Raw genomic sequence first — 16,759 nt, 5'->3', positions numbered from 1 at the left:
CTAGGCGTCGCCGTCGAACAGGCTGGTGACCGAGCCGTCCTCGAAGATCTCCTTGATGGCGCGCGCGATCAGCGGAGCGATCGAGAGCACCGTCATCTTGTCGAGCTTCTTCTCCGGCGGGATCGGGAGCGTGTTGGTGAAGATCACCTCGCTCACGGGCGCCTCCGCGAGCCGCTGGGCCGCCGGGTCGGACAGGATCCCGTGCGTCGCGGCGATGACCACGTCCTTTGCGCCGGCCTTGACCAGGGCGTCGGCGGCCTTGCAGATGGTGCCGCCGGTGTCGATCATGTCGTCGATCAGGATGCAGAGCCGGTCCTTGACGTCACCGACCACGCGGTTCGCGACGGTCTGGTTCGGCTGCGTCACGTCGCGGGTCTTGTGGATGAACGCCAGCGGCGTACCACCGAGGTAGTCCGCCCAGCGCTCGGAGAGCCGCACGCGGCCGGAGTCCGGCGAGACGACGGTGATCGGCTGGTCGAGGTACTTGTTGCGGATGTAGTCGGTCAGGATCGGCGTCGCGAACAGGTGGTCGACCGGCCCGTCGAAGAAGCCCTGGATCTGTGCCGTGTGCAGGTCGACCGAGATGATGCGGTCGGCCCCGGCGGCGGTGTACATGTCGGCCACCAGGCGCGCGGTGATCGGCTCGCGGCCGCGGCTCTTCTTGTCCTGGCGCGCGTACGGGTAGAACGGCGAGACGACGGTGATCCGCTTGGCCGACGCGCGCTTGAGCGCGTCGACGAGGATCAGCTGCTCCATGAGCCAGTCGTTGATCGGGGTGGTGTGCGACTGCACGACGAACACGTCGGCGCCGCGGGCGGACTCCTCGGACCGCGCGTACAGCTCGCCGTTGGCGAAGGCGTACGACGAGGTCGGCGTTACCGTCACTCCGAGGTTCGCCGCGATCTCGTCGGCCAGCTCGGGGTAGGCCCGGCCGGAGAACACCATCAGGCTCTTCTGGCTCGGCTTCTCAATGCTGCTCATCAAGCGTCTTTCTGATCGACGTCCCGCACCGGTTCGGACGCCGCGGCGGCGGCCTCCGCCGAAGCAGTTCCCGGACGATTCTCCCCTACCCAGCCGAGCAGGTTGCGCTGAGGGCCGCCGGAGACGGCGAGCGCGCCCGGTGGTACGTCCTTGCGGATCACCGTGCCCGCGCCGGAGTACGCGCCGTCGCCGACGGTCACCGGCGCGACGTACATGTTGTCCGAGCCCAGCCGACAGTGGTCGCCGATCGTGGTGTGCGACTTGTGCACCCCGTCGTAGTTCACGAACACGCTCGAGGCGCCGATGTTGGTGTCGACGCCGATCGTCGCGTCGCCGACGTAGGTCAGGTGCGGCACCTTGGACTGCGCGCCGATGGCGGCGTTCTTCGTCTCGACGAAGGTGCCGATCTTGCCGCCCTCGCCGAGCCGCGAGTTGGGCCGCAGGTACGCGAACGGCCCCACGCTGGCGCCGGTGCCGACGACGGCCAGCTCGGCGTGCGTGCGGACGACGCTCGCCCCGGCGCCGATCTCGCAGTCGATGATCGTGCAGTCCGGCCCGACCGTCGCGCCCTCGTCGACCTTGGTGGCCCCGGCCAGGTGGGTGCCCGGCAGCAGCGTCACGTCGGAGGCGAGCTCGACGTCCGCGTCGATCCAGGTGGTCTGCGGGTCGACGATCGTCACCCCCTCCCGCATCCACTTGCGGCACAGCCGGTCGTTGAGCTGCCGGCCCCGCGCCGCCAGCTCGATGCGGTCGTTGCAGCCCAAGGTCTCCTCGTAGCTCGGCGCCACGTAGGCGCCCACGGTGCGGCCGCGCTCCAGCAGCAGGGTGACGGCCTCGGTGAGGTACTCCTCCCCCTGCGCGTTCTCGCGCGACAGGGAGGCCAGCACGTCCTGCAGGTGCGCCCCGTCGAAGGCGTACACGCCGGCGTTGATCTCGGTGATCGCGGCCTGCTCGGCGGTGGCGTCCTTCTGCTCGACGATCGCCGTCACCCGCTCGCCGGAGCGCACGATCCGGCCGAGACCGGTGGGGTCCGGGACGACGGCGGACAGGATCGTCATCGCGTCGCCGTGCTCGGCGTGATGCTCGACGAAGGACCGCAGCGTGGAGTCGGTCAGCAGCGGCGCGTCGCCGTTGAGGACGACGACGGTCCCGGTGACCTGGCCGAGGAGCTCGACACCGACGCGGGTCGCGTGGCCGGAGCCGAGCTGCTCCTCCTGGACCGCGGTGCGCACGTCCGGCGCGACCTGCGCCAGGTGCTCGGCGACCTGCTCGCGCCCGGCGCCCACGACGACGACCGTCTCACGGGCGGCGAGCGGGCGGGCGGCGGCCAGCACGTGACCGAGGAGGCTGCGTCCCCCGATCGCGTGCAGCACCTTCGGCCTGGCCGACTTCATCCGGGTGCCCTGGCCTGCGGCCAGGATGATCACGGCGGTGGGGGCGTCACTCATCAACCAGCTCCTTCGAGCGTCGTGCGTCGGGTTGCCACTCTCTGGGTCGGGTGCGGCGGGTGCGCGTTCGCTGGGGGACTCGGATTCGAACCGAGACTGCAAGGCTCCAAAGGCCCGCGGGCTGCCGATTACCCCACCCCCCACCTGCACAGTGGGTGCGTGAGCAGACTTTACAGCCCGCGCGCGGCGGGGTTGAAGGTCACGTTGGCCCGCTTTCGAATCGCTAGCAACCTACGATCGGGTAACTTACGATGGCGTAGGCGTTCCGCCCCGTACCCCGAAGAACGAGGTCTCGAACACAGATGACTCCCCCCACCGCCACCGCACCTCCCCGCCAGGCCGACAAGGCCATCGTCTCCGGGCCGGTCTCCGATGACGGCAAGCCGAAGCCGATCGTCGGCCGGCGCAAGGCACTGTACGAGCACGTTCTGCTCTATGTCTTCGTGCTGCTTCCGCTGGCCGCGATGCTGGTCGCGGTCCCGCTCGCTGCCGGCGGCGGGTGGTTGAGCTGGACGGACGTCGTCCTGTTCGCCGTGTTCTACGTCCTGGGGGTCCTCGGCGTCACCGTCGGCTACCACCGGCACTTCACGCACGGCTCGTTCAAGGCCAAGCAGCCGCTGCGGGTCGCGCTGGCGATCGCCGGCTCGATGGCCATCCAGGGCTCGGTCATCCAGTGGGTCGCCGACCACCGTCGGCATCACGCCTACAGCGACCGCGACGGCGACCCGCACTCGCCGTGGCGCTACGGCCACTCGGCCGGCGCGCTGGTCAAGGGGCTGTTCTGGGCGCACATGGGGTGGATGTTCCAGGGCGAGAAGACGAACAAGGAGCGGTTCACCCCCGACCTGCTCAAGGATCGCCAGATCCGGTTCGTCTCCAACACCTTCGGGCTGTGGGCGGCCATCAGCCTGCTGCTGCCGCCGCTGATCGGCGGCCTTGTCGCCGGCTCGTGGCACGGCGCGCTGACCGCCTTCTTCTGGGCCAGCCTCGTGCGCGTCGGCGCCATCCACCACATGACCTGGAGCATCAACTCCATCTGCCATGCGCTCGGCGAGCGGCCGTTCTCCTCGCGGGACATGAGCTCCAACTACTGGCCGCTGGCGATCCTGTCGATGGGCGAGGCGTGGCACAACCTGCACCACGCCGACCCGACCGCCGCACGGCACGGCGTAATGCGCGGCCAGCTCGACATCTCGGCGCGGGTCATCTGGATCTTCGAGCGCCTGGGCTGGGCGTACAACGTCAAGTGGCCGTCGCCGGAGCGCGTCCAGGCCAAGCTCGCGGAGGCCTAGACCCGCATATGAGGATGACCGGGGCGCAGCGGCGCAAGCAGCTCATCCACGTCGCGCGCAGCGTGTTCGCCGAGCGCGGGTACGACGCGACGTCGATCGAGGAGATCGCCGCGCGGGCGCACGTCAGCAAACCGGTCGTCTACGAGCACTTCGGCGGCAAGGAGGGCCTGTACGCCGTCGTCGTCGACCGCGAGATGAGCGTGCTGCTGGGGCGGTTCGAGGACGCGCTGCAGGACGCGCCGCCGCGGGTGCTCCTGGAGAAGGCCGCCTTCGTGCTGCTGGACTACATCGAGAACGAGACCGACGGCTTCAAGGTGCTCACTCGCGACACTCCGCCGACGGGGCGCACCGGCACGTTCTCCAGCCTGATCAACGACGTCGCGAGCCGGGTCGAGCACATCCTCGACCGCGCCTTCAAGGCGCGCGGGTACGAGACGAAGCTCGCGGGGCTGTACTCGCAGGCGCTCGTCGGCATGGTCGCCGCGACCGGCCAGTGGTGGCTCGAGGCGCGCAAGCCGAACAAGGAGATCGTCGCCGCGCACCTGGTGAACCTGGCGTGGAACGGCCTGGCGCACCTGCAGTCAGCCCCCAAGGTGCGCCACCGCTAGCCCCGCCCTGTACGCCGCGCGCCACCGCTCGCGCGGCCGGCTGCTCAACGGTCGTCGAGCGACACGGTCGTCCAGCCCCACGGTCGTCCAGCCCCACGGTCGTCCAGCCCCACGGTCGTCCAGCCCCACGGTCGTCCAGCCCCACGGTCGTCCAGCCCCACGGTCGTCCAGCCCCACGGTCGTCCAGCCCCACGGTCGTCCAGCCCCACGGTCGTCGAGCGAGCGGAGCCGATAGGCGAAGCGACGTCGAGACGCCGCAAGCCGACAATGCCCGCGACCACCGCAGCGGCGAACGGCGCTCCCGCGGGAACGCACCGGCACCGCTCGGCACACCGGAACCAGCGGCCCGCGACGTCTCGACGTCGCTCGCCCCCGGGGGCTCGCGCGCTCGACGACCATGCGTGAGCACCTCCAGTCCGCTCCCAAGGTGCGCCACCGCCAGCCCCGCTCTGTACGCCGCCGCGCCACCGCTCGCGCGGCCGCCTATTCAACGGTCGTCGCGCGACACGGTGGTCCAGCCCCACGGTCGTCGAGCCCCACGGTCGTCGAGCGAGCGGAGCCGATAGGCGACGCGACGTCGAGACGCCGCAAGCCGACAATGCCCGCGACCACCGCAGCGGCGAACGGCGCTCCCGCGGGAACGCACCGGCACCGCTCGGCACACCGGAACCAGCGGCCCGCGACGTCTCGACGTCGCTCGCCCCAGGGGGCTCGCTCGCTCGACGACCATGCGTGAGCACCTCCAGTCCGCTCCCAAGGTGCGCCACCGCCAGCCCCGCTCTGTACGCCGCCGCGCCACCGCTCGCGCGGCCGCCTATTCAACGGTCGTCGCGCGACACGGTGGTCCAGCCCCACGGTCGTCGAGCCCCACGGTCGTCGAGCGAGCGGAGCCGATAGGCGAAGCGACGTCGAGACGCCGCAAGCCGACAATGCCCGCGACCACCGCAGCGGCGAACGGCGCTGCCGCGGGAACGCACAGGCGCCGCCGGGCACACCCGAACCAGCGGCCCGCGACGTCTCGACGTCGCTCGCCCCAGGGGGCTCGCTCGCTCGACGACCATGTGTGAGCACCTCCAGTCCGCCCCAAGGTGCGGTGCCGCTAGCCCCGGGTGCGCCACCACTAGCCCCGCTCTGTACGCCGCCGCGCCACCGCTCGCGCGGCCGGCTGCTCAACGGTTGTCGAGCAACACGGTTGTCGAGCCCCACGGTCGTCGAGCCCCACGGTCGTCGAGCGAGCGGAGCCGATAGGCGAAGCGACGTCGAGACGTCGCACTCCGACAATGCCCGCGACCACCGCAGCGGCGAACGGCGCTCCCGCGGGAACGCAGGGCGCTCGGTCAGCCGACGACGCGCGCGCCCTGCACGGGGCCGTGGGCGGTGCGCACCGTGCGGCAGACGCCGAGCCCGCTGATCCGGGCCGCGAGGTCGACGGCCTGCTTCTCGCCCCGCGCGAGGAAGGCCATCGTCGGCCCGCTGCCGCACAGCAGCGCCCCGGAGGCCCCCTCGTCGAGGCCGGCCGCCTTGGTGCGCCGCAGCGCCGGCTTCAGGCTGAACGCCGCCGGCTCCATGTCGTTGTGCAGCGCGGCGCCGAGCGCGGCGGTGTCCCGCGAGCGCAGCGCGTTCATCAGGTCGTCGGGCAGCTCCAGCGTGCGCTCGACGTCGCGGCCGTCACGCAGCCGATCCAGCTCGGCGTACACGTCCTTAGTCGACAGGCCGCCGTCCGCGACCGCCAGCACCCAGTGCCACCGTCCGGCCGCGAGCACCGGAGACAGCAGCTCGCCGCGTCCGGTACCCAGCGCGAGGCCGCCGGTGAGCGAGAAGACGACGTCGCTGCCCAGGGCCGCCGCGATCTGCACGAGGTCGTCGCGGCCGGCCCCGGTCTGCCACAGCGCGTCACAGGCGACGAGGGCGGCGGCGGCATCGGCGCTGCCGCCGGCGAGGCCCGCGGCCACGGGGATCTGCTTGCGGACCGAGAGCTCGACTTCCGGGGCGATGCCGGCCCGCTCGGCCAGCATGCTCGCGGCCCGGCAGGCGAGGTTGGTGGGACCCTCGGGGACGTCGGCGGCGCCTTCCCCGGTGGTCGTGATGCGCAGCCGCTCGGCCTCGACGGCCACCAGCTCGTCGGTGAGCGAGAGCGCGCAGAAGACGGTCGCCAGCTCGTGGTAGCCGTCCGAGCGCAGGGGGCCGACGCCGAGGTGCAGGTTGATCTTGGCCGGGGCCCGCGCGATCACCACGTCGTCGGTCTGCACGGGCGCGGTCATCGAGCTGGTGTCTCCCTAGGTCGTGGTCGGCGCGGGACTCTGGCGAGCCACCGCTAGGAAGTCTGCCACGGTCAGCGTCTCCCCACGAGCGGTCGGGTCGACGCCGGCGCGTTCGAGCGCCGCGGACGCCGCGGACGACGAGCCGAACAACGGCGCGAGGGCGGCCCGCAGCATCTTGCGGCGCTGCGCGAACGCGGCGTCGATCACGGCGAACACCTGCTCGCGGGGCACGTCGGACAGCGGCTCGGGACGACGCACCAGCGACACCAGCGCGGAGTCGACGTTGGGCACCGGCCAGAAGATCTGCCGGCTCACGCCCATCGCGAGCCGGACGTCGGCGTACCACGCGGCCTTGACCGACGGGGCGCCGTACACCTTGCTGCCGGGGGTGGCGGCCAGCCGGTGCGCGACCTCCGCCTGCACCATCACCAGGACCCGCTGCAGGGTCGGCACGGTCTGCAGCAGGTGCAGCAGGACGGGCACCGAGACGTTGTAGGGCAGGTTGGCCACGAGCGCGGTCGGCGCGGGGCCGGGGAGCTCGGTGAGGCGCAGCGCGTCGGCGGTGACGACCTGCAGCCGGGCGGCGTTGTCCGGTTGCAGCCGCTCGACGGTCCGCGGCAGCGCGTCGGCGAGCACCGGGTCGATCTCGACGGCCAGCACCGGGTGGCCCGCGTCGAGCATTCCGAGCGTGAGGGACCCGAGGCCGGGGCCGACCTCGAGGACGCGCTCCCCCGGCACGAGCGCCGCGGCCTGCACGATCCGGCGCACCGTGTTGGCGTCGTGCACGAAGTTCTGCCCGAGCGTCTTGGTCGGCCGGACGTCGAGGTGCGCGGCGAGCTCGCGGATCGCCGCGGGACCGAGCATCCGGGGCAGCTGCTCAGTCATACAGGTGCGAACCGCATTCCCACTGGCCGGCGCCGTACTGCATGAACAGCATCTTGGCGCGCGCGAGCTGCTCGGCGGCGGGCGCGTCCGCGGGGTTGCCGGTCCCGCCGACCCCGGCCCAGGTCTCGACGGAGAACTGGTACTCGCCGAAGTACTTGCCGTTGGTCTTGTTGACGGCCTTCGGGTTGTTCGTCGACTCGCACATCCCCAGCGCCTGCCAGTTCAGCGCGTCGACGTCCGCGGGGAACGGCTTCGCGCCCTTGACGACGACGGCGTCCACCGGCGGCGTGACGGTCTGCTTCGCGATCTCGGTCCGCGCGGTCTCGACGCCGTTCACCGTGCTCACCTCGACGGTGACCGACTCGACGCCGTCCGAGCCCTGCGCCTGCACGGTGTCGATGCCCACGTACTGGCCCGGGTCGCTCTGCTCGATGGTCTGGTGCGGGACGGCCCGCTGCTCGGTCACGGTGTGCTCGCCGACCCGGGTGACCTGGATCCTCGTCCCCGGGGTGAGCGGGGTGTCGGCGGCGGGCGCGACCTGGTCGGTCTCGCCGAGGGTGATGCCGGCGTCGTCGAGCGCTGCCGCGACGTCGCGCCCGGCGGTGTACACGACCTGCTGCTTGCCGTCGGCGCTGACGGTCACCGGCCGGTAGGTGGCCAGCTCGAGGGCGCCGCCGTGCAGCGGGAGCCGGCTGGAGCGCGAGGACACGACCGAGTAGTCGCCGAGCCCGAGCTGCTGGACCGCCTCGGCGGTGGTCCGGGCGGCGACGTAGTGGGTGCTGCTGTGGCCGTCGACGGTCACGGTGAGCCGGCGGCCCTTGGTCACGTCGATCGTCGCGCCGTCCACGAGCGTCGCGGACGGCGAGGGCACGACGACGTCGTGCGCCGTGGCCGGGACGCCGGCGTCGACCAGGGCGCCGCGGACGTCGGAGGCGTAGGTCGTGATGGTGCGCTGCTCGCCGTCGACGACCACCTGCACCTGCTTGCCGAGGCCCACGAAGCCGACGGTGGTGCTCAGGACGACGGCGCCGGCGCCGGCGGCCACGAGACGGGCCGGCGTGGAGCGCCTACCGCGCCGAGCGCGGTCCGGGCGCTGGGTGCGCGCCTCGGCGCGCACGGCGCGCCGGGAGGGGGCTGAATGACGGCCCATGCGAACGTGCTCCGTTCCGTGCACGCCCGAAGGCGGTCTCGAGCCGAGACCGCCTTCGGGTGGTGCTGGTGTCGTTGACCTACAGCCGCTTGCCGCACACGGGCCACGCGCCCGCGCCCTGGCCCGCGAGAACCTTCTCGGCGATCGCGATCTGCTGATCCTTGGTCGCCAGGTCGGCCCGCGCGGCATAGGCGCCGCCGCCGTAGGCGTTCCAGGTGCTGATGTTGAACTGCAGGCCGCCGTAGTAGCCGTTTCCGGTGTTGATCGACCAGTTGCCGCCGGACTCGCACTGCGCGACGGCGTCCCAGTTGTGCCCGCCGCTGGGGGCAGGCGGGACGGCGCCGGTGTTGCCACCCGACGACGAGCTGCTCGAGGTCGAGCCGCTGCTCTGCGGCGCGGGTGCCGGAGCGGGAGCCGGGGCCGGCGCCGGTGCCGGGGGCTTGGTGCCGACCGCGACGACCTGGTCGACCGGGGCCTTCGTGACCTGCACCGAGCTGGCCTGGCGCGAGGACTCCACGCCGTTGGTCGTGACCACGGTGTAGGTCACCACCTGCTCGCCCTTCTGGCCCTCGGTGACGGTCTTCTTCTTGCCCTGCTCGAGGGAGGAGTCCGGCAGCTCGGTCGTCTGGTAGTCGACCTCCTGCGTCTCCTGCACCTGGCTCGTGCGCACGCGGTTGACGGTGACCGTCATGCCCGGCGTGAGGGCCGTCTCGAGCGCGGGATCGGTGTAGTCCTGCTGCTCCAGCGTGATGCCCTGCTCGGACAGCAGCGTCCGCACGTCACCGGTGGTGGACGACGCCGCGATGCTCGAGCCGTCGACGTTGATCGTGACGTCCTTGGCCGTCGTGATCTCGATCGAGGCGCCCTGCAGCGGGATGCGCTGCGAGCGGGAGGCCGACACCTTCGCGTTGTCGGAGATGCCGAGCTGGTCGAGCGCCTCCGCGACGGTCAGCGCAGTGACCCACTGGCGGTTCTGCGCGCCGTCGACCTTGTAGTCGACCATGCGGGCGCGGGTCAGGTTGATCTTGCCTCCGTCGGCGACCGCCGAGTGGACGGACGGGGTGACCTCGTCACGCTTCGCCACCTTGATGTCAGCGTCCTTCAGGACGCCTTCCACCGTCGAGGCGTAGGTCGAGACGGTCTGCGGCTTGCCGTCGACGACGATGTCGACGGACTTGTCGAGGGCTTTGAACGCGACCGTGCCGCCGACGACGGCGGTCACGGCGAGGGCCGACAGGCCCGCGCGATAGATACGACGCACTTTGCTCCGATGATTGCACTTCGCAGGCAGGGGACATGGCAACCATCCGTAGGCAGTCGCCGGCACGCGTTACTCGGGTCGTCATGACCCGCCCTCGGGCTCCCCACCCTGACCGGTTCGGTTACAGGACTATAACGGACCGGTCACGGCACCGCTACCCCAGCGCGCTCGGATCGTGACGAAGGGAACTACCAGCCGCCGTACACCCGCTCGGCGTTGTCGCTGAGCGCCTGGCAGAGCTCGGCCAGGTCCTCGCCGCGCTCGGCGGCCATCCGCTCGACGGTCAGCGGCGTCAGGTACGGACCGTTCGGGCGTCCCCGGTGCGGCATCGGTGTCAGGAACGGGGCGTCGGTCTCCGCGAGCAGCAGCTCGCGCGGGGCCGCGCAGTACGCCTCGCGCAGCGGCGTCGAGGCGTTGAACGTGGAGTTGCCGGCGAAGCTCAGGTACCAGCCGCGGTCGGCGCAGTAGCGTGCCATGTCCGCATCTCCCGAGAAGCAGTGGAACACGACCTGCTCCGGGGCGCCCTCGGCGTCCAGGACGTCGAAGACCGCCTGGTGGGCGTCGCGGTCGTGGATCATCAGCGCGAGGCCGTGCCGCTTGGCGATGTCGATGTGCCGCGCGAACGACTCGCGCTGGACGCGGTGCCCGTCGTCCTCTCGGGTGCGGAAGAAGTCCAGCCCGGTCTCGCCGACGGCGCGGACCCGCGGCTGGGCCGCGAGCTCGTCGATGACGGCGAGCGCGTCGTCGAGACCGGCCCCGAGGCGGGGCGCGTCGTTGGGGTGCAGGGCGACCGCGGCGAGCACACGCCGGTCGGCGGCCGCGAGCCGCGCGGCCCACCGGGAGGACTCCGCGTCGGTGCCGACCTGGACGATCCGGTCGACGCCGACCGCTTCGGCGGCGTCGAGGTGCTCGGTCGGCGTCCCGCCGATCCAGTCGATGACGATGTCGAGGTGCGTGTGGTTGTCCGGTACGGCGACCGGCAGCGCGGCCGGCGGCTCAGGTGGCTGCTTCTCGCGCTCCAGCTGGCTCTTGCTCTTGCCCACCTAGGCGCCGACCTCGACGTCCGCCTCGATGCGGGGGAACAGCACCGCTCCCTTGGTCACCGTCGAGCTGGCGGGCAGCAGGCCCCAGTCGGCCGCGCTCGAGATCGGCTGGTCCTCGAGGCTGCCCAGCGACTCCGGCGCGCCGAGCGACTCCCACAGCCGCGCGGCGGCGGTGGGCATCACCGAGCTGTGCAGCACGCTGACGGCACGCAGCGACTCCGCGCAGACGTACAGGATGGTGGCGAGCCGTTCGGTGGCCAGCGGCGAGTCGTCCTTGGCGACCTTCCACGGCTGCTGCTCGGTCACGTAGCCGTTCACGGCGGTGACGAAGTCGTGGGTCGCCGTGATCGCCTCGTGGATCTGCAGACGGCTGATCGCGACGTCCGCCTTCTGCGCGGCCTTCTGCAGCTGGTCGGCGATCGCGCCGTCCTCGTTGGTCAGCGCGCCGGGCGCCGGCAGCTTGCCGTCGAAGTACTTGCCGATCATCGCGGCGACCCGGCTGGCCAGGTTGCCGAGATTGTTGGCCAGCTCGTCGGTGTAGACCGCGTGCAGGTGCTCCCAGGAGAACGACGCGTCGGAGCCGAACGGGATCGCCTTCATGAAGTAGTAGCGGTAGGCGTCGGCACCGAACGTGTCGACGATCTCGCGGGGGTGGATGGCGGTCGCGTTGCTCTTGGCCATCTTCTTGCCGCCGACGAGCAGGTAGCCGTGCACGTAGACCCGGCGCGGCGGCTGCTCGCCCGCGGCCATGAGCATCGCCGGCCAGATCACCGAGTGGAAGCGCAGGATGTCGCGGCTCATCAGGTGCGTGGCCGGCCAGATCTGCGCGAACGCCTCGGGGTCGTCGAAGATCTTCGCCGCGCTGGTGTAGTTCAGCAGGGCGTCGATCCACACGTACAGCACCTGGCTGTTGTCCCAGGGGACCTTGATGCCCCAGTCGAACGACGAGCGCGAGATGGACAGGTCGTGCAGGCCGGACCGGACGTAGTTGAGGATCTCGTTGCGGCTGGCCTGCGGCGCGATGAAGTCCGGCACCGACTCGTACAGCTCAAGCAGCCGGTCAGCGAACTCGCTGAGCTTGAAGAACCAGTTCTTCTCGGTGATGGTCTCGGCGGGACGCTCGTGGATCAGACAGTTGCCCTCGGCGTCGAGGTCGTCGTCGCTCTTGAACTCCTCGCAGTCGACGCAGTACTTGCCGGAGTACTCGCCCTCGTAGACGTAGCCGTTGTCGTAGACGCGCTGCCAGAACTCCTGGACCTGCCGCACGTGGTCGTCGTCGGTGGTGCGGATGAACCGGTCGTAGCGGATGTCGAGCAGGTCCCACGCCGGCTTCCACTCCGACTCGACCAGCCCGTCGACGAACTCCTGCGGGCTCTTGCCGTTCTTCTCCGCCGTCCGCAGCACCTTCTGGCCGTGCTCGTCCGTGCCGGTCAGGAAGAACACCCGCTCGCCCCGGTGGCGGTGCCAGCGGGCGAGGACGTCGGCCGCGGTGGTCGTGTAGGCGCTTCCGATGTGCGGTGCTGCGGTCACGTAATAGATAGGCGTCGTGATGAAGAATGACTTCGCCGAGGTTTCAGGCATGCCCTCTAGGGTAGTGGCCGGATCACACTGCGCCGTCGGAGGTGTCATGAGCACGAACGAGCAGCCGTGGCGCAGCCGCGTACCCCTGAACCCGCTGGCCGTCGTCCGCCGCAAGCCGCTGGCGGTCGTCACGTCCTCCGAGCCGCGGCACGACGCGGTCATGGGGCTGGCGGTCTATCGCGACGGCGCCGTGATCCACCGCGGAGGCAGCTACCGGGAGGCGGCCGAGTTGGCGCGGAACGAGGGCGGGTTCGTGTGGATGGGCCTGCACGAGCCCACCCAGGCCGAGCTCGAATCGGTCGCCGCCGAGTTCGGGCTGCATCCGCTCGCGGTCGAAGACGCCGTGTCGACGCACAACCGTCCGAAGCTCGAGGACTACGCCGGCACCCTGTTCATGGTGCTGAAGACGGCGCGGTACGTCGAGCACGACGAGCTCACCGCGACCAGCGAGGTGATCGGGACGAGCGAGGTGATGGTCTTCATCGGGCCGTACTTCGCGATCACCGTGCGGCACGGCAACTTCGGCGAGTTCGGGGGCCTGCGCAACCGACTGGAGAACCAGGACCGGGATCTCCTCAAGCTGGGCCCCGCCGCGGTGATGTACGCGATCTGCGACGTGATCGTCGACCGCTACCTCGACGTGTGCACCGAGGTCGAGACCGACCTCGACGAGCTCGAGGCGAGCGTCTTCTCGCCTCAGCGCAAGCAGCAGGACGTCGGCCGCATCTACCAGCTCAAGCGCGAGCTGCTCGAGCTCAAGCGGGCTGTCGGCCCGCTGTCGATGCCGCTGCACAACCTGGCCACCCGGCCGATGCCGCAGATCCCGGATCCGATCCACGACTACTTCCGGGACGTGAACGACCACCTCGGTCGGGTGCGGGACACGATCTCCGGGTTGGACGAGCTGCTGTCCTCCATCCTGCAGGCCTCGATCGCCCGGATCTCGCTGTCGGAGAACGAGGACATGCGCAAGATCACCTCGTGGGCCGCGATCGGCGCCGTGCCGACGGCCGTGGCCGGGATCTACGGGATGAACTTCAAGCACATGCCCGAGCTCGGGTGGCGGTTCGGTTATCCGCTGATCATCGCGATCATCGTGGCGATCTGCGTGCTGCTGTACCGCGGCTTCAAGCGCAACCACTGGCTGTAGGCGACGCCGGAGCGGGCATCCGCGCTCAGCGGGAGTGGTAGGCCTCGAACACCGTCCGCTTCGGCGTCCCGGTGGACGCCGCGACGAGGGCGACGGCGTCCTTCTTGCTGGAGCCCGACGCGACCTCGCGCTCGACCATCTCGACCAGCTGCCCCGTTGTGAGCCCGCGCGCCTCCCCCGCGCCGGCGATGACGACGGTGATCTCGCCGCGCACGCCGTCGGCCGCCCAGTCGGCCAGCTCGGCGAGGGTGCCGCGCCGTACCTCCTCGTAGGTCTTCGTCAGCTCCCGGCACACGGCCGCCCGCCGGTCGCCGCCGAGGGCGTCGGCGCACGCGCGCAGCATCGCCTCGATCCGGTGCGGCGCCTCGAACAGCACGACGGTGCGCCGCTCGGTGGCCAGCTCGGCGAGCAGCCGGGCGCGCTCCCCCGGCTTGCGCGGCAGGAAGCCCTCGAAGCAGAACCGGTCGCTGGGCAGCCCCGACAGCGCGAGCGCCACCGTGACCGCGGACGGACCGGGCAGGCAGGTGACCAGCAGGCCGGCGGCGACGGCCGCCTCCACGATCCGGTAGCCGGGGTCGGACACCGATGGCATACCGGCGTCGGTCACGAGGAGCACGCTCTGCCCGCCGCGCAGGGCCTCGACGAGCTCGGGCGCGCGCTGTGCCTCCACCTGGTCGTAGTAGGACACCAGCCGCCCGCGGATGACCACGTCGAGGTCCGCGGCGAGCCGCCGCGTGCGGCGGGTGTCCTCGGCCGCCACGACGTCGGCGTCCGCGAGGGCAGCACGCAGCCGGTCGGTGGCGTCGCCCCGGTTGCCCAGCGGGGTGCCGGCGACCGCCAGCGTTCCCGGCGGGATGGCCCGATCGGCCGGGTGGGGGCTGCGGCCGTTGACCTCGTCACTCACCGGGCCAGCCTACGATCTACCCCGTGACTACCGACGTGCGCACGACCGCCGCCGCCGAGACCGACGGCGCGGCCGGTCGGGAGGAGCGACCCGCGCTCGCCCCGGACGTCGATCGCGAGCACCGGGAGCGCGTCGTCCGCCGGCTGGCACCGCCGATGCCGAACGACCGCATCACCGCCTGGCTCACGACCGCGCTCGTCGTCGCGGTGGCCGGTCTGGTCCGGCTGATCGATCTGCGCTTCCCCACGCGGCTGGTCTTCGACGAGGCGTACTACGTGCCCGAGGCCGACCAGATCCTGCGGTACGGGTTCGAGGAGAACCGCGCCTACTACTTCATCGTCCACCCGCCGTTCGGGAAGTGGAACATCGCGTTCGGCGAGTGGCTGTTCGGCTACAACCCGATCGGCTGGCGGTTCAGCAGCGTGCTCGCCGGGCTTGCGGCGATCGCGCTGCTGATCTTCGTCGTACGCCGGCTCACCCGATCGACGTTCCTGGGTCTCGCCGCCGGACTGATGCTGGCCTGCGACGGCTTCTCCTTCGCGCTGAGCCGCACCGGCATCCTGGACATCTTCCTGCAGGCATGGGTGCTGGCCGGGTTCACCTGCCTGGTGCTCGACCGCGACCGGTTCCGTCGGCAGCTCGCCGCGGCGTATGGGGCCGCGGAGCCGTACGGGCGCTGGGGCCCACGCGTCGGGTTCCGCTGGTGGCGCCTCGCGGCCGGCGTCTGCTTCGGGCTCGCGGTCTCGGTCAAGTGGAGCGGGGCGTACTTCCTCGCGCTGTTCGCGATCCTGTGCGTGTGGTGGGACGTCGGCGCCTACCGGCTGATCGGGCTGGCCCGCCCGTACCTCGTGGCCGCCCGCCGGTCGCTGCCCTTCGCGTTCTGGGACCTCGGTGTCGTACCGGTCATCGCCTACCTGGCCAGCTGGATCGGCTGGTTCGCCGGGGAGACCGCTCAGGGCCGGCACTGGGCGGAGGGCCGCGCGACCGACTATCCGTTCATCCCCGAGGCGATCCGCTCCATGTGGCACATGCAGGGCGAGTGGCTGAAGTTCCACAACGGTCTCTCCAGCCCGCACCCGTGGGAGTCCGGCCCGTGGTCCTGGCTGCTCGACGGCCGGCCAGTGCTCATGGTGAAGGACCAGGTGACCGAGGGCGGTGCCGAGCTCTACCGGGTCGTCACCATGATCGGCAACCCCGCGCTGTGGTGGGCGTTCGCTCTCGCCGCGCTGTGGGCCGCGTGGCGGCTGGTGACCCGCCGCGACTGGGTCGCCGGGGCGGTGATCGCCGGGATCGTCGCGGGCTGGGCGCTGTGGCTCATCAACACCGAACGCACCATGTTCATGTTCTACATGGCGCCCGTGGTCCCGTTCTTCATCCTCGCCATCGTGCTGTGCCTGCAGGACGTTCTGGGCAGGCCGGAGGACTCGGCATTCCGGCGGAAGCTCGGCGCCGCCGGGGTCGCTACCTATCTCGCGGTCGTCGTCGTGCTGTTCGCGTTCTTCCTTCCCGTCCTCAACGGCACTCCGCTGGACAGTGGCGAGCTGTCGCAGCGCATGTGGTTGACCACCTGGGGATAGCCGGGCGACGTTCGCGGCTGCGGCGCGTCGTCCCCGTTCGCGGCGTGCTTCGGTACCGAAACCCGGGGCGGATTCACGCGGTCGTCGCAACGCCTGTTGTTTTTGGCGGCGTTGAGAGTACCTCGTTGAGGACTTCGGCTGGTGTCTTCCAGTCGTGCCGCTTGCGGGGCCGGGAGTTGAGCTGATGGGCGATCTGGTCGAGCATGCCGGGTCCGTAGAAGCTCAGATCGGTGCCTTTGGGTAGGTATTGGCGTAGCTGAATCGCCCCGGGTTTGGTGGAGGGTCTGATTCCACGGAGGATGGGGTCATGCCAGCACCGAAGAAGTATCCGCCGGAGCTTCGTGAGCGCGCGATGCGGCTGGTTGCCGAGGCCCGAAAAGAAGATCCGGAGCTGTCGTTGAACGCGGCAGTGCGCCGGATCGGGCAGCGGGTAGGCGTCAACGCCGACACGCTGCGTGGCTGGTGCAAGCAGGCCGCGATCGACGCCGGCGAACGGCCCGGGACCACCACAAGCGATGCCGCCCGGATCAAGGCACTGGAAGCGGAGAACCGCGAGCTGAAGCGCGCGAACGAGATCCTGTTGGCGGCGTCCTCGTTCTTCGCGCGGGAGCTCGACCC

General features: G+C 70.9%; 14 protein-coding genes, 1 tRNA gene and 1 pseudogene. 5 read left to right on the top strand and 11 right to left on the bottom strand.

The window, feature by feature from the left end; translation table 11 throughout:
• From F8A92_RS12875 to F8A92_RS12865, 3 genes are all read right to left on the bottom strand, one after another.
• Positions 1 to 981, bottom strand: coding sequence for a ribose-phosphate diphosphokinase (locus F8A92_RS12875; RefSeq protein WP_153505570.1), 981 nt, complete (start codon positions 979 to 981; stop codon positions 1 to 3).
• Positions 981 to 2,429 carry a bifunctional UDP-N-acetylglucosamine diphosphorylase/glucosamine-1-phosphate N-acetyltransferase GlmU gene (glmU, locus tag F8A92_RS12870; protein ID WP_153505569.1) on the bottom strand — a complete coding sequence of 483 codons (1,449 nt, stop codon included), beginning with the start codon at positions 2,427 to 2,429 and terminating at the stop codon, positions 981 to 983. Before glmU ends, F8A92_RS12875 begins: the two co-directional genes overlap by 1 nt.
• 70 nt (positions 2,430 to 2,499) lie before the next feature.
• Positions 2,500 to 2,572: transfer RNA gene (locus F8A92_RS12865), tRNA-Gln, on the bottom strand.
• Positions 2,573 to 2,731: 159 nt separating this feature from the next.
• Between F8A92_RS12865 and F8A92_RS12860 the strand changes: the two genes are divergently transcribed.
• Complete coding sequence (locus F8A92_RS12860; RefSeq protein WP_153505568.1) at positions 2,732 to 3,721, top strand: acyl-CoA desaturase; 990 nt, start codon at positions 2,732 to 2,734, stop codon at positions 3,719 to 3,721.
• 14 nt (positions 3,722 to 3,735) lie between these two features.
• A complete protein-coding gene (locus tag F8A92_RS12855; RefSeq protein ID WP_228389426.1) occupies positions 3,736 to 4,329 on the top strand; it encodes a TetR/AcrR family transcriptional regulator in 594 nt (197 codons plus the stop codon).
• A gap of 1,337 nt (positions 4,330 to 5,666) precedes the next feature.
• On the opposite strand, the gene F8A92_RS12850 is transcribed toward F8A92_RS12855, so the two are convergent.
• The 6 genes from F8A92_RS12850 to metG form a co-directional block, all read right to left on the bottom strand.
• Positions 5,667 to 6,590, bottom strand: a complete 924-nt coding sequence (locus F8A92_RS12850; RefSeq protein ID WP_153505566.1) for a 4-(cytidine 5'-diphospho)-2-C-methyl-D-erythritol kinase — start codon at positions 6,588 to 6,590, stop codon at positions 5,667 to 5,669.
• Positions 6,591 to 6,605: 15 nt separating this feature from the next.
• Positions 6,606 to 7,475, bottom strand: coding sequence for a 16S rRNA (adenine(1518)-N(6)/adenine(1519)-N(6))-dimethyltransferase RsmA (gene rsmA, locus F8A92_RS12845; protein WP_153505565.1), 870 nt, complete (start codon positions 7,473 to 7,475; stop codon positions 6,606 to 6,608).
• A complete protein-coding gene (locus tag F8A92_RS12840; protein ID WP_194291482.1) occupies positions 7,468 to 8,625 on the bottom strand; it encodes a resuscitation-promoting factor in 1,158 nt (385 codons plus the stop codon). The genes rsmA and F8A92_RS12840 overlap by 8 nt, the downstream gene beginning before the upstream one ends.
• A 79-nt stretch (positions 8,626 to 8,704) precedes the next feature.
• A complete protein-coding gene (locus F8A92_RS12835; RefSeq protein ID WP_194291481.1) occupies positions 8,705 to 9,886 on the bottom strand; it encodes a transglycosylase family protein in 1,182 nt (393 codons plus the stop codon).
• Between the two features lie 188 nt (positions 9,887 to 10,074).
• A complete protein-coding gene (locus tag F8A92_RS12830) occupies positions 10,075 to 10,929 on the bottom strand; it encodes a TatD family hydrolase (protein ID WP_153505562.1) in 855 nt (284 codons plus the stop codon).
• The gene (metG, locus tag F8A92_RS12825) at positions 10,930 to 12,510 is read right to left on the bottom strand and encodes a methionine--tRNA ligase (RefSeq protein ID WP_153505561.1); all 1,581 of its coding nucleotides are present in this window, start codon (positions 12,508 to 12,510) and stop codon (positions 10,930 to 10,932) included. It abuts the gene before it with no gap.
• Between the two features lie 46 nt (positions 12,511 to 12,556).
• Here metG and F8A92_RS12820 point away from each other — a divergent pair, with 46 nt between their 5' ends.
• Complete coding sequence (locus tag F8A92_RS12820) at positions 12,557 to 13,660, top strand: magnesium and cobalt transport protein CorA (RefSeq protein WP_153505560.1); 1,104 nt, start codon at positions 12,557 to 12,559, stop codon at positions 13,658 to 13,660.
• Positions 13,661 to 13,685: 25 nt separating this feature from the next.
• On the opposite strand, the gene rsmI is transcribed toward F8A92_RS12820, so the two are convergent.
• Positions 13,686 to 14,564 (bottom strand): 16S rRNA (cytidine(1402)-2'-O)-methyltransferase, encoded by an 879-nt coding sequence (gene rsmI, locus F8A92_RS12815; RefSeq protein WP_153505559.1) that lies wholly within the window; start codon positions 14,562 to 14,564, stop codon positions 13,686 to 13,688.
• A 23-nt stretch (positions 14,565 to 14,587) separates the two neighbouring features.
• On the opposite strand from rsmI, the gene F8A92_RS12810 reads away from it, so the two are divergent.
• A complete protein-coding gene (locus F8A92_RS12810; protein WP_153505558.1) occupies positions 14,588 to 16,141 on the top strand; it encodes a dolichyl-phosphate-mannose--protein mannosyltransferase in 1,554 nt (517 codons plus the stop codon).
• A 73-nt stretch (positions 16,142 to 16,214) separates the two neighbouring features.
• On the opposite strand, the pseudogene F8A92_RS19105 reads toward F8A92_RS12810, so the two are convergent.
• Positions 16,215 to 16,397, bottom strand: a pseudogene (locus tag F8A92_RS19105) (IS30 family transposase); the annotation flags it as partial.
• 51 nt (positions 16,398 to 16,448) lie between these two features.
• Between F8A92_RS19105 and F8A92_RS12800 the strand changes: the two are divergent.
• The coding region (locus F8A92_RS12800) for a transposase (RefSeq protein ID WP_153505557.1) at positions 16,449 to 16,759 on the top strand (311 nt) is incomplete at its 3' end.

Source organism: Cumulibacter manganitolerans (genome assembly GCF_009602465.1).
Classification (GTDB): Bacteria; Actinomycetota; Actinomycetes; order Mycobacteriales; family Antricoccaceae; genus Cumulibacter; species Cumulibacter manganitolerans.
This window is presented reverse-complemented; position numbering and strand designations above follow the sequence as displayed.